Annotated in this window: 10 protein-coding genes; 5 read left to right on the forward strand and 5 right to left on the reverse strand. The window is 74.8% G+C overall.

Annotation, left to right across the window (positions count from 1 at the left end; all coding sequences use genetic code 11):
• The first annotated feature begins 415 nt into the window (after nucleotides 1-415).
• Entirely contained in the window at nucleotides 416-2,146 is a 1,731-nt protein-coding gene (locus tag AB0M46_RS42890) for a bifunctional diguanylate cyclase/phosphodiesterase (RefSeq protein WP_363345820.1), read from the forward strand.
• A 134-nt stretch (nucleotides 2,147-2,280) separates the two neighbouring features.
• On the opposite strand, the gene AB0M46_RS42895 is transcribed toward AB0M46_RS42890, so the two are convergent.
• The gene (locus AB0M46_RS42895) at nucleotides 2,281-3,513 is read right to left on the reverse strand and encodes a D-alanyl-D-alanine carboxypeptidase (protein ID WP_363345822.1); all 1,233 of its coding nucleotides are present in this window, start codon (nucleotides 3,511-3,513) and stop codon (nucleotides 2,281-2,283) included.
• 89 nt (nucleotides 3,514-3,602) lie between these two features.
• On the opposite strand from AB0M46_RS42895, the gene AB0M46_RS42900 reads away from it, so the two are divergent.
• Complete coding sequence (locus tag AB0M46_RS42900) at nucleotides 3,603-5,834, forward strand: EAL domain-containing protein (protein ID WP_363345824.1); 2,232 nt, start codon at nucleotides 3,603-3,605, stop codon at nucleotides 5,832-5,834.
• Between the two features lie 4 nt (nucleotides 5,835-5,838).
• Here AB0M46_RS42900 and AB0M46_RS42905 read toward each other — a convergent pair whose 3' ends face one another.
• Nucleotides 5,839-7,176, reverse strand: coding sequence for a chitosanase (locus AB0M46_RS42905; RefSeq protein ID WP_363345826.1), 1,338 nt, complete (start codon nucleotides 7,174-7,176; stop codon nucleotides 5,839-5,841).
• A gap of 86 nt (nucleotides 7,177-7,262) precedes the next feature.
• Nucleotides 7,263-9,500, reverse strand: coding sequence for a PAS domain-containing sensor histidine kinase (locus AB0M46_RS42910; protein ID WP_363345828.1), 2,238 nt, complete (start codon nucleotides 9,498-9,500; stop codon nucleotides 7,263-7,265).
• Nucleotides 9,501-9,560: 60 nt separating this feature from the next.
• Between AB0M46_RS42910 and AB0M46_RS42915 the strand changes: the two genes are divergently transcribed.
• A complete protein-coding gene (locus AB0M46_RS42915; protein WP_363345830.1) occupies nucleotides 9,561-9,956 on the forward strand; it encodes a response regulator transcription factor in 396 nt (131 codons plus the stop codon).
• Between the two features lie 96 nt (nucleotides 9,957-10,052).
• Nucleotides 10,053-11,714 carry a lysine--tRNA ligase gene (gene lysS / locus AB0M46_RS42920; protein ID WP_363345832.1) on the forward strand — a complete coding sequence of 554 codons (1,662 nt, stop codon included), beginning with the start codon at nucleotides 10,053-10,055 and terminating at the stop codon, nucleotides 11,712-11,714.
• A gap of 247 nt (nucleotides 11,715-11,961) precedes the next feature.
• Here lysS and AB0M46_RS42925 read toward each other — a convergent pair whose 3' ends face one another.
• Nucleotides 11,962-12,357, reverse strand: a complete 396-nt coding sequence (locus AB0M46_RS42925) for a DUF1622 domain-containing protein (RefSeq protein ID WP_363345834.1) — start codon at nucleotides 12,355-12,357, stop codon at nucleotides 11,962-11,964.
• 47 nt (nucleotides 12,358-12,404) lie between these two features.
• On the opposite strand from AB0M46_RS42925, the gene AB0M46_RS42930 reads away from it, so the two are divergent.
• Nucleotides 12,405-12,572 (forward strand): hypothetical protein, encoded by a 168-nt coding sequence (locus tag AB0M46_RS42930; RefSeq protein WP_363345836.1) that lies wholly within the window; start codon nucleotides 12,405-12,407, stop codon nucleotides 12,570-12,572.
• Nucleotides 12,573-12,595: 23 nt separating this feature from the next.
• On the opposite strand, the gene AB0M46_RS42935 is transcribed toward AB0M46_RS42930, so the two are convergent.
• Nucleotides 12,596-13,600 carry a molybdopterin-binding protein gene (locus AB0M46_RS42935; protein WP_363345838.1) on the reverse strand — a complete coding sequence of 335 codons (1,005 nt, stop codon included), beginning with the start codon at nucleotides 13,598-13,600 and terminating at the stop codon, nucleotides 12,596-12,598.
• Nucleotides 13,601-13,718: the final 118 nt, after the last annotated feature.

A 13,718-nucleotide genomic window follows, 5' to 3' on the forward strand; every position in this document is an offset into this window, starting at 1 on the left:
TCAGATTCGATCACCGAGGGCGATGTCATGCGGGGCCACCCTCGCCGCCGGTGGGGCCAGCGGGCGGTGCAGCATGACCCAGGTCCGGCAGTCATGGCCGCGTCCTGGTGGAACCCATCAATTTGCCGCCCGTCGGGGTATAAATCCGACATGTCGCGGCGCGGAGCACCCGACATGTCGGATCACCACACCCAGGCAACACGATCCCGGCAAGGCCGACGCGACACGCGGACAACGCAAGGAATTCCGGCCGGGAACAAGGCGGTGGCCTGCGATGACGCGACAGGGTTCGCCGGAACGTCCGGGATGCGCCGGTAGGACTGGATTCGCCGCCCCATCGAGCGTCATAATCACTTGCCGAAAACAAGTAAATTCCAACGCTTGCATACGTCATGTCCTGGAAAGGTTCGCCCACATGACGGAGCGCTATCCGGGGCTCGACGCCCGGGTCGCGGCGTTCGCCGCAACCTGGGACCGCACGCTCCCCGCCGGCACGAGCTTCGTGCCCGGCGGGAGGGCCCGACGCCGCGCACTGCTGGAAGGCTTCGCCCAGCGGCTCGTCGCGGCGATCATCGACCGCGACTTCGACCGGGGTGAGGGCTTCCGGGTCGGCCACGACATGGTCCACGCCGACCTCGCCCATCCCCGCGTACTGCTGTGCAGCACCCAGATCCTGCGCGAGCAGCTGCTCGCCGCCGTCGAGCGGCCGGAGGCCCGGGCCGCGGGCCGCCTCACCGAGCTGCTCGACGAGCTCGTCCACGGCTTCACCACGGCAATGCGCGAGCAGGTCGCGGGGGTGGCGGAGTCGATCAACCGGAGCGAGCGGGCCGCGTGGCGGGACCGCCAGCGTGACCTCGAGGCTCAGGTCCGCCACCAGTTGCTGCACGACCCGCTGACCGGGCTGCCCAACCGGGCCGCGCTGGGCGGGCTGCTCGCCCCGATGCCGCCGCGGCTCGGGCTGTGCGTGGTCAACCTGCGCGGGTTCGCCGCGGTCAACCAGCTGCTCGGCCACGACGCCGGCAATGCCCTGCTGCTGGGCGTGGCCCAGCGGCTGCAGGTGCTGGCGGTCGATCGGGGGTACCACCTCGGGCACCTCGGCGGCGACACGTTCGTCCTCGTCGTGCCGGGCACCGCCGGCGGCGACGAGGCGATCAAGGCGGCCGACGCGGCCCTGCGCGTGCTGCCCAGCCCGTGGCCGGCGGACGGGCACGACATCCCGGTCGCCGGGCGGGCCGGCATCGTGGAGGGACCGGCCTGTGCCGGCCCCGACGAGCTGCTGCGCCAGGCGTCGATGGCGCTGGACTGGGCGCGGCACGACGGGGCGGCCTGGGCGATGTACGACGCGGGCCGGGCCACCGCCCACCTGCGCCGCCACCAGCGGGCCAACGCGCTGGCGGAGGCGCTGGCGGGCGGGGAGATCACGGCGGCGTTCCAGCCGATCGTCCGCCTCGCCGACCACGCCGTCGTCGGCATGCACGCGCTGCCGCGCTGGGTGCACCCGGCCGGCGGGCCGGTGCCGGAGGCCGAGCTGCTGGACATCGCCGAGCGGTGCGGCCTGCTGGCCCCGCTCGGCCGGCACCTGCTGGCGAGCGCGTGCGAGCGGGCCGCGGCCTGGCAGGGGCACGAGCCCGCCCCGATCGTCAGCATTGACGTGGCCGCCGGGCAGCTGCGCCACCCCGACTTCGTGGACGGCGTGATCGACGTCCTGCGCCGCACCGGCCTGCCGCCGGCCAAGCTGCACGTGGCCGTGCCCGAGCGGGCCCTGCACGACGAGACCGACGCGGTCGCGTTCGCCCTCGACGGCCTGGACCGGCTCGGGGTGCGGGTCGCGGTCGCCCAGGTGGGCCTCGGGCACGCCAACCCGACCGCCAGCCCGGTGCACAGCGTGCGGATCGACCCGCAGCTGATCTCCGGCCTGGCCCGCTCCTCAACCACGCACCGCTCCAACCTGTCCATGGCGACGTGGCTCATCGCGATGTTCCACGACCTGGCCATCGCGGTCACGGCGACCGGCGTGGACAGCCGCGACCAGGCCGCCGCGCTGCGGCTGCTGGACTGCGACTACGGCCTGGGCCGCGCCCTGGGCCGGCCGATGACCCCGGACGCCGCCGACCTGCTGTTCGGCGTGCCCGACGCGACCCGATAACCGCGCCGACAAGAACGCCGGGTGCCCAAACGAGCGCCAAACCGCCCGATAGCGGCGCCGCGCCGGCACCACGAGCACGCCGGGTGCCCGGGCGACAGCCGCCCGCTAGGGCCGAAGGCCGGCGGCGCGGCCGGTCACCGGTCTCCCGTTGCGCTGACGCCGTAGCGCCGGCGGGCCCGGACGAAGACGACGCCGGCGCCAGCGATCAGGGCGATGCCGGCACCACCCAGGGCCAGGGCGGTGCCGGACGGGGCACGGGTGGCCGAGGGCGGCCGGGTCCCGGCGGGGGCCGCGGCGGCCGAGGCAGCGGCAGCGGCGGCCGACGGCGGCGGGTTGTGCAGGGCCGCCGCCTCCTCCGGCGTGACCAGGTGGCCGACGGAGCTGCCGGCCGGGCGCGCGAAGCCCCAGTCGAGCAGCATCGTGCCCTGCTTCCAGGCTCGGGCCGGGACCACCTCCGCACCCATGATCGTGACGACCAGCCGCCGGTCGCCGCGCCGGGCGGCGCCGACATACGTGTGCCGGGCCTCGTCGGTGAAGCCGGTCTTGCCGCCGATCGCACCGGGGTACGCGGTGAGCAGCTTGTTCTCGTTCTGGATCTGGAAGCCCTTCGGGTCCTTCGGCGGCTGGGCCGGCCACTGGAAGGTGGCCGCGGTGTCGTACTGCAGGAACGCCGGCCGGGCGAAGTCCTCCCGCGCGATGAGGGCCAGGTCGTACGCGCTGGTGAACTGCTCCGGCCCGTCGTAGCCGGACGGCGTGACCGCGTGCGTGTCGTCGGCGCCCAGCCGGCGCGCCTCGGCGTTCATCGCCGCGATCGTGGCCGGCACCCCGCCGTCCCCGCCGCCGACCCGGGCGAGCGCGTTGGCGGCGTCGTTGCCGGACTCCAGCAGCAGCCCGTACCACAGCGCCGACACCGGGTAGTGCCCGCCGACGATCAGGCCCACCATCGAGCTGTCGGCCGGCAGGTCCAGGTCGGCCGGAGTGGCCTCGACCACCAGGTTCGGGTCCAGCTTCGGCAGGACGGTCGCGGCCAGCAGCAGCTTCTGCACGCTCGCCGGGCGGCGGCGCAGGTGCGGCGCGCACGCCCCGAGCACCTCGCCGGTGTCGAGGTCGGCCACCACCCACGACATCGCCGACAGCGCCGGCGGGGCCGCCGCGCCGTCCGGCAGGGCCAGCCCGGCGGTGGCCATCCCGGCGCCGCCGACCACGGGCGCGTCCGGGTCCCGCTGCGGCGAGGGCGGGGTCGGCGGGATCGTCGGCGTGGACGTGTAGGGACAGGGCACGACCGGGGCCGCGCTGGAAGGACCTCCGGAAGGCCCGACGAGCGGCAGCGCCGTCAGCACGGCCGCGGCAAGACGCCAGACCTCCATGGCGCGCAGCCTATCGCGGCAACCACGATCACCGAGACTGCACCGGAAAGGCACTCAGCAACGGTGGCGTCGCACCGATCGGGGTGACCATGTCGGAGAACGCGCTGGAGCAGCACGAGATCGACTACCGGGCCCGGCAGCTGCGGCTCGGCACCTGGATCGGCGTGGCGGTCATCCTCATCGGGGCCGTCCGCGCCCTGCTCGACCGGCACGGCGGACCGTGGCTGGTCGCCCTCATGGTGCTGGCCGCGGCCGGGCAGGCGGTCCTCGTGGCGCTGCCGTGGGAGCGGTACATGACACGGGACGGCCGCTGGCTGTCCCGCGTGATGATCGCGTGGTGGGGGGCCAACCTGGCCCTGCTGCTCGCGTTCACCGCCTACGACGTCGCCGCGCTGGCCATCTACCCGGCCGGGGTGACGCTCATCCTCGCCTCGACCGCGGCACTGGCCGGCGACCGGGAGGTGATCGGCTTCGGCGTGGCGAGCGTCGCCGGGTACCTCGGCCTCGTCGTCACCCGCGACCGCCCGGCGGCCGGCACCCTCGCCGCGCTCACCGTCGCGCTCATGCTCGGCGTCACCTGGTTCTGCGCCCGCACCGCGAGCAACCGGCGGCGCCTGGACGCGGGCCGCCACACCGCCGAGCGCAAGATCGAGGCGCTGCTGGAGAACGCCTCCGACGCCGTCCTGGCCGTGCACCCCAGCGGCGAGGTGACCTACGCGAGCCCGTCGGTGCGCACCGCGCTGGGCTACGACCCGGCGATCATGACCAGCGAGCTGCTCATGGACATCACCCACCCCGACTACCTGGCCACGTCGATGGAGTGGTGGACGGCGGTGGTCAACGGCGGCCGCGGGTACACAGCCCGGGCCGAGACGCGGGTCCGCCGGGCCGAGGGGGCCTGGATCTGGGTCGAGGTCATCGCCACCAACCGCTTCGACGAGGAGCCGCTCAACGCCGCCGTGATCAGCATCCGGGACATCACCACGCGCAAGGAGCTCGAGGAGGAGCTGACCCGGCAGGCGTTCGCAGACTCGCTGACCGGCATGCCCAACCGGGCGCTGTTCCGCGACCGGCTCGAGCACGCCATCGCCCGCAACCGCCGCGGCGGCGGGCGCATCACCCTGCTGCTGGTCGACCTCGACGACTTCAAGCTGGTCAACGACAGCCTGGGGCACACCGCCGGCGACCAGCTCATCGCCGCCACCGCGCTGCGCCTGCACCAGCAGCTGCGGGCCTCGGACACCCTGGCCCGGCTCGGCGGCGACGAGTTCGCCGTCCTCGTCGAGGACATCACCGAGATCGAGGCGATGGACCTCGGCGACCGGCTCCTGGCCGCCATCCGCCGGCCGCTGCGGCTGGGCAACCGCGAGGTCGTGTGCTCGGCCTCGATCGGCGTGGCCACCGCCAAGGCCGGCGACGGCGACGACGGGCCCGACCCGGGCGAGCTGCTGCGCAACGCCGACCTGGCGATGTACGCGGCCAAGGGGGCCGGCCGGGACCGCTTCGCGCTGTTCGACCCGGCGATGTACGCCGGCGTCCTGCGCGAGGCCGAGGAGCGCGCCGAGGTCGAGCGGGCCCTGGCGCGCGACGAGTTCCTCGTGCACTACCAGCCGATCGTCGACCTGCCCACCAGCCGGCTCATCGGCGTGGAGGCGCTGGTGCGCTGGGAGCACCCGGTGCGCGGGCTGCTCGGGCCCAACGCGTTCATCCCCCTCGCCGAGTCGACCGGGCTCATCGTGCCGCTCGGCCGCTGGGTGCTGCGCCAGGCCTGCGAGCAGCTGGCCCGCTGGCGCGACGAGTTCCCGGCCGCGGCCGGGATCCGGGTGAACGTCAACCTGTCGGCCCGGCAGTTCCAGCACGAGGGGCTGGTCGAGGAGGTCGCCGGCATCCTCGCCGAGACCGGCGTCGACCCGCGCCAGATCGTCCTGGAGATCACCGAGTCGCTGCTCATGCAGGACACCGACTCCACGATCGAGACCCTCGGCCGGCTCAAGGCCCTCGGGGTGCGCCTGGCGATCGACGACTTCGGCACCGGTTACTCGTCGCTGTCGTACCTCAAGCGCTTCCCCGTCGACATCCTGAAGATCGACCGCTCGTTCGTCGACGGCATCACGACGGAGCGGGGCGACGCGACCCTGGCCGAGGCGGTCGTGCAGCTCGGCCGGGCGCTGCAGCTGCAGACCGTGGCCGAGGGCATCGAGACGGCGGAGCAGTGGTCGACGCTGCAGAGCCTCGGCTGCGAGTTCGGGCAGGGGTACCTGTTCGCGCGGCCGGGCGCCGCCGAGGCGATCTCCTCGATCCTCGGCGACGCCCGGCCCTGAACCGTTAGGCCGGGATGGTGTACGGGTCGCCGTACACCTTCCAGCTCAGCGGCGGGTCGAGGTCGAAGTTGCGGTTGTTGAGGAACACCCGCTGCTCGGTGTCGACCCGGCTGGTGTCGCTGTGCGCCTCCTCGGTCTTCATCGCCGCGACCCGGGCGTCGAGGAAGGCGTTGAGGTAGGTCGCCTCGTCGCCGCCCTGGGCCGGGGTCTTGGCCTTGGCCATGGCGGCCTTGCGGATGCCGCCGAAGCTGACCGGGTCGGTGCCGGGGCCGTGCATGACGATCGCGTCGTAGTAGATGAACTGGCCCAGCGCGCGCAGGCCGTCGGCCTTGGCCTGGTTGACGGCGGGGGTGAAGTACACCCGGTCCCGCTCGTCGTCCTGCGCCTTCTGGAACTGCGGGTCGGCCGCCGCGGTCTTCCAGTCCTTGGTGAAGTTCGGGTCGAGCCCGGCGTGCGAGGCGCTGCCGTTGACGCTGCGCAGCGCCGGCAGGTACTTGGCCAGCACGTTGCCCGGCACCCGCTGGGTGTAGAGCTCGACCAGGTCCAGCATGTCGCCGGTGCCGGAGCAGAAGCCGATGATCCCGGCGGTGTAGCCGCGCCCGTCGGCGATGTCCTCGATGTACTTGTACTGCGCCTTCCAGTCCAGCGAGGAGTTCTCCGCCGAGGACACCAGCTGCATGGCGATGTCCTTCTTGCGCGGGTCGGTGAGGTCCTTGCCCGCCGGCTTCGTCGGCGAGGAGGTGGGGGTGGGAGTGGGGGACGTGGTGCGCGAGGGGGAAGGCGACGCCGACGGGGAGGCGGTGCGCGACGGTGAGGCCGGCGCCGAGGGGGTCTGCGTGGACTCGGTGGCCGTGCCGTACACCTTGAACTCGTACAGCGAGTAGCCGTACTGCGTGCCGCGGGCCGTGCCGTAGAGCCGCACGTACCGCCCGGAGCCCGACAGCCCGGTCAGGTCGTCGGTGCCCCCGTCGCCGGTGGTGGTGCTGTAGATCGCGGTCCACGAGCCGCCGTCGGCGGACGTCTCGATGCGGTAGGCCTTGCCGTAGGCCGCTTCCCACGTGAGGTTCACGTGCGTGATGCTGCGGGTCGCGCCGAGGTCGACGCGGATCCACTGCGGATCCGAGCCCTCGGCGCTGGCCCACCGGGTGCCGGTGTCGCCGTCGAACGCCAGCGCGGCGCCCAGGGACGACGACTCCACCGACGACGCGGTCGCGGGCTTGCCCTGCGACAGCAGGGTCTCCGTGGCCGCGTCGGCGCCGTGCATGACCAGGACGGTCGTGGCGGTGCCGGCGACCAGCAGGGCCGCGGCGCCCAGGCCGGCCAGCCTGAGGGGGTGATTCACGAGGCGCCTCCACATATATGTTAGGCAACTTGCCTGACAGATAATGGAATTGGACAGCCTCGATGTCAAGGGGCCTAAACCCGACTTCATGTCGCGTTATGGTTCGTGGCACGGGCGGCGGCCGGCACGGGCGCGCGCTGCAGCCGCCACCAGTCGTCCGCCGGGCGGCGGGTGGCCGCGGCCGGGAGCCCGGGCGGCAGGAGCACGCTGACGCGGGTGCCGCCACCGGGGTTGTCCCGCACCGCGATCGTCCCGCCGTGGCGCTCCACGATGCGCCGGCAGATGGCCAGGCCGAGGCCGGTGCCGCCGTACTCGACCGGGCTGGCCCGGTGGAAGGACTCGAAGACGCGGACCTTCTCCTCGTCGGGGATGCCGATGCCGCGGTCGGCGACCTCCAGCCGCACGCCGCCGGCCGACGCCTCCGCCGTGATCTCCACGTGCGGCGCCCGCCCGGCCGGCGTGTACTTGATCGCGTTGCCGACCAGGTTGTCCACCACCAGGCGCAGCAGGCCGGCGTCGGCCCGTACGGCGGGCAGCGGCCCGATCCACACCGACGGCGCCGGCGGCTGGGCGTCGGGCACGGCCGTGGACAGGCCGGCGGCCGGGCGGGGCGCGGTCCGCTCGGCCACCACCGACTCCACCAGCTGGCGCAGGTCGACCTCGGCCACGTTGAGCGGGGCGTCCCCGGCCGTGGTGTAGGCCAGCAGGTCGTCGATGATGACCCGCATCCGGGTCGCGCCCTGCCGCACCCGCACCAGGGCGGCCGCCGCGGTCTGCGGCCGGGGCGGGTCGGCGGCGAGGGCCTCGGCGGCCACCGCGGCGAAGCCGTGCACCGCCGTCAGCGGGCTCTTGAGGTCGTGCGCCACCACCGCGGCGAACTGGGCCAGCTCGGTCTCGTAGCGGCGCAGCTCGGTGATGTCGTGCAGCACCGCGACCGCGCCGCGCGGGCCGCCACCGGAGCGGTCCAGCGGCCGGGCGCCGACGCTGAGCAGGATGCCGTCCGGGTGGGCCGGGTTGCGGATCACCATCTCCTCGCGGTCCACCGCCACCCCGCGCAGCGCCCGCACCATGGGCAGCCGCCCCGGCGGGAACGGCGTGACCCGGTCGGGCAGGTAGGCCCCGTAGTGCGCCGGCCAGTCCTCCAGGTGCGCGGCGTCCCCGGCGGTGCCGAGCAGCGCGCGGGCCGCCGGGTTGTGCAGCAGCACCCGGCCGTCCTCGCCGACGACGGTGACCCCCTCCCCGACGCTGGTCAGGATTGCCTGCTGCAGCGCCGCCTGGTCGCGCGCCTCCCGCTCGGCCGCGCGCAGCTCCCGGGTCGCCTCCCGCACCGCCTCGAGGGCCTTCGCCCGGCGGGAGCTCAGCAGGTACACCAGGGCGGCCAGCAGCACGGTGAGCACCGCCCCGGCCGCCCCGGCCAGCAGCGGCCGGTCCGTGTAGGCGCCCGGCAGCTCGCGCGGGTCGGCGGCCAGGTCCAGCCGCCAGTGCCGCTGCGCGATGCCGAGGTCGCGGGAGCGGCGCAGCGCGTCGCTGGGCGGCGCCGTCGGGTGCACGGTCGCCATCGGCAGCAGCCCACCACCCTCCTGGGCGGCCCACAGCGTGGCGGTGACCCGCCGCTGCAGCACCTCGCCGATGGCGGCGCCGAAGAAGTCCTCGCCGCGCAGGCCGAGCAGCACGAAGCCGCGCAGCGACCCGCTGCGGGCGAGCACCGGGGTGGCCAGGCTCAGCGAGCGGCGCCGCTCGGTCGCGGGCGGCCCGGCGTCGCGGGTCAGCACCGCGGCCTGCGACACCGCGGCGCCGCCGAGCGAGCGGGCCTCGCGCAGCACGCCGGCGACGGCGCTGGCCTCGGCGAGGTCGGCCCCGCCGGCGGCCGGTTCGCGGCCGTCGAGCTGGCGGCCGTAGACGGCGAAGTAGTGCTCGGCCACGCCGGCCGCCGGGCGCAGCGTCAGGTCGACCGCGCCGGCCGAGCGCCACTGCCGCTGCACCGCGGCGACGTCCGCCGTCGCCGCGGGCACGACGAAGACGACCGCGGTCGCCCCGGCCAGGTTCTCCCCCGGCACCCGCGCGGTGGCCCGCTCGAAGGCGTCCGGGGTGAGCACGTCGTGCGAGCCGAGGGCGCCCGCGACCGTGTCGATGGTGTCGAGGTAGCGCTGCACCTCCCCGCTCACCGCGGCCTGCGCGAGGTCGACCTGACGGTCCATCGCCTGGGCCGCGGAGCGGCGCTCCTTCGAGGTCAGGGAGGCACACACGCCGGCGGTCGCCACCACGCCGAGCAGCAGCACGGCCGCGGCCAGCGCCACGGAGACGTACCGCCGCCTGAAATGCACACCTCGACCATATTTCACCCGATTTGTTCGTATGCTGACCTTGAGGGTATTGGAGGCGGCATGTCGACGGTCCTGGTAGCCGAGGACGATCTCGCGATCCGCGATCTGCTCACGTTCCTGCTCGACACGTCCGGCCACCACGTGCTGGCCTGCGCCGACGGCGGCAGTGCCCTGGACACGGCCCGCCGCGAGCACCCCGACCTGGCCATCCTGGACGTGAGCATGCCGGGCATCAACGGCATCGAGGTCTGCCGGGCGCTGCGCGGCACCGCCGACACCGAGCAGATGCCGGTGCTCATGCTCACCTCGCACGGCCAGTGGCTGGACGTGAGCACCGGCTTCGCCGCCGGCGCCGACGACTACCTGGTCAAGCCGTTCGAGCCGAGCGAGCTCATGGCCCGCATCGAGACCCTGCTGGAGCAGTCGGGACCCGACGGCCCGACGGCCGCCTGCTGACGGCGGGCCGGCGGGAGCGGTTACGCCCGGTGCTGCCGCTCATGTCGGCCAACCCCTGATTAGGGCCCGCCGCCCAGGATCGGACAGAATGGTCCGGTGACGCACAGCATCGAAGACGACTGGGTAGCCCGCTTCGCCGACGAGGTCATCGCCTCCGCGCAGGACCGCGCGCCGGGCCGGCCGATCGTCTGCGCGTCCGGCCTGAGCCCGTCCGGCCCCATCCACCTCGGCAACCTCCGCGAGGTGATGACCCCGCACCTGGTCGCCGACGAGATCCGCCGCCGGGGCGAGGACGTCGTGCACATCCTGTCGTGGGACGACTTCGACCGGTTCCGCAAGGTGCCGGAGGGGGTGCCGGGCGTCGACAAGTTGACGTGGAGCGAGCACATCGGCCGCCCGCTGACCGCCGTCCCGGCCCCGCCGGGCAGCCCCTACGGCAGCTGGGCCGAGCACTTCAAGGCGGCCATGGCGGCCTCGCTGGAGCAGCTCGGGGTGCAGTACCGCGGCATCAGCCAGACCGAGATGTACCGCTCCGGGGCCTACACGGACCAGATCCTGCTCGCCATGCGCGAACGGCAGCACATCGACGGGGTCCTCGGGAAGTACCGCACCAAGATCGCCCCCGAGGAGAACGACGAGGACGGCGAGGGCGCGACCGGCTACTACCCGTACCGGCCCTACTGCTCCGAATGCGGCCGCGACACCACCACCGTCACCGCCTACGACGACGCCACCACCGAGCTGACCTACACCTGCTCCTACGGCCACGGCGCCACGATCCTGCTCTGCGAGCACCGCGACGGCAAGCTGGTGTGGAAGGTCGACTGGCCGATGCGCTGGGCCTACGAGGGCGTGCACTTCGAGCCCTCCGGCGTGGACCACAGCTCCCCCGGATCCTCCTACGTCGTCGGCAGCCAGCTCGTCGCCGAGGTCTTCGGCGCCCGCCCCCCGATCGGCCCCATGTATGCCTTCGTCGGCATCGCCGGCCAGGCCAAGATGAGCAGCTCCCGCGGCGGCGTGCCGACCCCGGCCGACGCGCTGCAGATCATGGAGGCGCCGCTGCTGCGCTGGCTCTACAGCCGCCGCCGGCCCAACCAGTCGTTCAAGATCGCGTTCGACGACGAGATCCAGCGCCTCTACGACGAGTGGGACACGCTCGGGCGCAAGGTCGGCGAGGGCACCGCGCCGCCGGCCGACACCGCCGCCTACCACCGCGCGATCGGCACCGCCGCCGGTGCGCTGCCGGTGACGCCGCGGCCGCTGCCGTACCGGATGCTCGCCTCGGTGGCCGACATCACCGTCGGCGACCCGGCCCAGATGCTGCGCATCCTCGCCGACATCGACCCGGCCGACCCGATCGTCACGCTGGACGACACCCGGCCGCGACTGGACTGCGCGGTGCACTGGGTCACCACCTACGTCCCCGACGAGCAGCGCACCCACGTGCGGGCCGACCCCGACGAGGAGCTGCTCGCCTCCCTCGGCGACGGCCAGCGCGAGGCCCTCGCCCTGCTGGCCGGGCGCCTCGACGAGCAGTGGTCCCTCGACGGCCTGACCAGCCTGGTGTACGGCGTGCCGAAGATCCAGCTGGGCCTGCCCATGGACACCAAGCCGACGCCGGAGCTGAAGGTGGCGCAGCGGGAGTTCTTCTCCCTGCTGTACCGCCTGCTGGTGAGCCGGGAGTCCGGGCCGCGCCTGCCCACGCTGCTGCTGTCACTCGGCGCGCAGCGGGTGCGCACCCTCGTCGGCGCGCAGTAGCCGGCCCGTCGGGGCGCGGACGATCGGATCGTGGCCGCGCCCCGGCGGCTCGGCAGCGGCGAGCGCGGCCGGCTGCGAGCTGTCCGCGTCGGCGGTGTTGGCCAGGCCGCTCTACGGCCGCCGCGCGGGGCTGGCACGGCGGCGACGCTCGCGCTGTTCCGGCTCGGCCCGCCGGCGTGGCGCACGCTGCGTCACGGCCTCAGGATTCGGACGGATCGCGCCGCCGGGTGCCGCGCGGGCGGCGGTGTCAGTCGCTGTCCGGCGCCCGGCGGGCCGCCTGGGCGATGCTCACCGCGCCGCTGGTGACGGCCCGGCGCCACGGCACCATACCGTCGATCTCCACCTGCAGCGAGAAGCTCAGGAACGTCCGGATGAGCACGATGAGCCCGAGCACCCCGACGTTCTCCAGCGTCGGCGCGACGGCGACGGTCCGGATGAGGTCGGCGGCGACCAGCACCTCGAGGCTGAGCAGCAGCACCCCGCCGAAGCTCTCCCGCAGCGCCTGGTAGCCGCGCCGCCCGCCGTCGCGCCGGGCCGCCCGCACGGCGAGCACCAGCGAGAAGAGCAGCCCGAGCACCAGCACGACCGCCGCGAGCGCGTCGAAGCCCTGCGCGACCCGCTCCATCACCCCGGCAAACCCCACTCCGGCAACCTACCGCCGGATGGCGACCCGGGGTCGAGGACCGCCGGATGAACGTGCGGCGCCCGCGCCTGCCCGGGCGGGCCAGCAAGCTGCGCAAGGGGCCCGCGGTCCAGTTCGGCGCCGCAGAGCAGGGCCACGCGCGGGTCGCGGCGGAGGCAGGTCAGCCGGGGAGCCATCGAGAACCGCCGGGTGGCGTTCCGCTCGGCGCCGGGTGACATGTTGCTCCCGCGCGGGCGGGTCAGGGAATGGGCAGCAGGTCGGCCGGGGCGCCGTCGGTCCAGCCGGGGTCCAGGACCGCCAGGGCGTCCGCGGTCGCCGCGGCGCGCAGGCTGGCCGGGCGGGCGCCGGTGGCGATCGTGGCGCGGGTGGGCTCCAGGTGTACGGGCACCAGCCGCACGCCCCGCGCCGGCACCGGCGCCGAGCCGAAGACCGGCAGCCGCACCCCCGGCGCCGGGGCCGCGCCGGTCAGCGCCTCCAGCAGGGGCTGCAGCAGCGTCAGCGCGGCGACCAGGCCCGCGAACGGGTTGCCCGGCAGGCCGACCACCCACGGGCCGTCGCCCGGCAGGCGGGCCAGCAGCTGCGGGTGGCCGGGACGGCACTGGACGCCGTCGACGTGCCATGCGGCGCCGAGCCCGGCCAGGACGCGGTGGAGGTGGTCGGCGGCGCCGACGGAGGAGGAGCCGGTGACCACCAGGACGTCGGCGCCGCCCGCGGTCAGGGCGGCGTGCAGGGCCGCGCCGTCGTCGGGCAGGTGCACGCTCGCGGCGACGGTGCCGCCCGCGGCGGCGACCACGGCGGCGACGGCCGGGCCGAGGGCGTCGCGGACCAGGCCGGGGGCCGGCACCCCGCCGTGGACGATCTCGTCGCCGGTGACGGCGAGCCGCACGGCCGGGCGGCGGCGCACGGCCAGGGTGTCGGCGCCGGCCTGGGCCGCGGCGCCGAGGACCGCCGAGGTCACCCGCCGGCCGGCCGGCACGAGCGGGTCGCCGGCCTGGGCGTCCTCGCCGGCCACGCGGATGTTGCGCCGGCCGGCCGGGGCCTGCGGGTCGGGGGTGACGGTGTCGTCGACGCGGATGCTGCGCTCGTACGGCAGGACCGCGTCCGCCTCGCCCGGTACCGGGGCACCGGTCGCGATCTCGACGGCGGTGCCCGGCAGCAGCGTGCCCGGCGCGGCCCCGGGGCCGGCGAGGCGGCGGCCGACGACGCGCCACGGCGCGGGGCCGCGCACCGCGTAGCCGTCCATCGCCGCGGTGTCGAGGCCGGGCAGCGCCGACAGCACCGCCACCGAGATCGCCGACAGCTGCACCGACGTGCCCCGGATCGCCGCGGCGTACCAGAAGGTGATCGCCACCTACGGCGCG

Origin of the sequence: Dactylosporangium sp. NPDC051485 (genome assembly GCF_040682015.1) — a bacterium.
Classification (GTDB): Bacteria; Actinomycetota; Actinomycetes; order Mycobacteriales; family Micromonosporaceae; genus Dactylosporangium.

What these genes read in the sequence shown, in the direction of transcription:
- AB0M46_RS42900 (WP_363345824.1), top strand. Translation starts at nt 3,603, where the DNA reads ATGTCGGAGAACGCGCTGGAGCAGCACGAGATCGACTACCGGGCCCGG.
- AB0M46_RS42890 (WP_363345820.1), top strand. Translation starts at nt 416, where the DNA reads ATGACGGAGCGCTATCCGGGGCTCGACGCCCGGGTCGCGGCGTTCGCC.
- AB0M46_RS42935 (WP_363345838.1), bottom strand. Translation starts at nt 13,600, where the DNA reads ATGGACGGCTACGCGGTGCGCGGCCCCGCGCCGTGGCGCGTCGTCGGC.
- AB0M46_RS42930 (WP_363345836.1), top strand. Translation starts at nt 12,405, where the DNA reads ATGAACGTGCGGCGCCCGCGCCTGCCCGGGCGGGCCAGCAAGCTGCGC.
- AB0M46_RS42895 (WP_363345822.1), bottom strand. Translation starts at nt 3,513, where the DNA reads ATGGAGGTCTGGCGTCTTGCCGCGGCCGTGCTGACGGCGCTGCCGCTC.
- AB0M46_RS42915 (WP_363345830.1), top strand. Translation starts at nt 9,561, where the DNA reads ATGTCGACGGTCCTGGTAGCCGAGGACGATCTCGCGATCCGCGATCTG.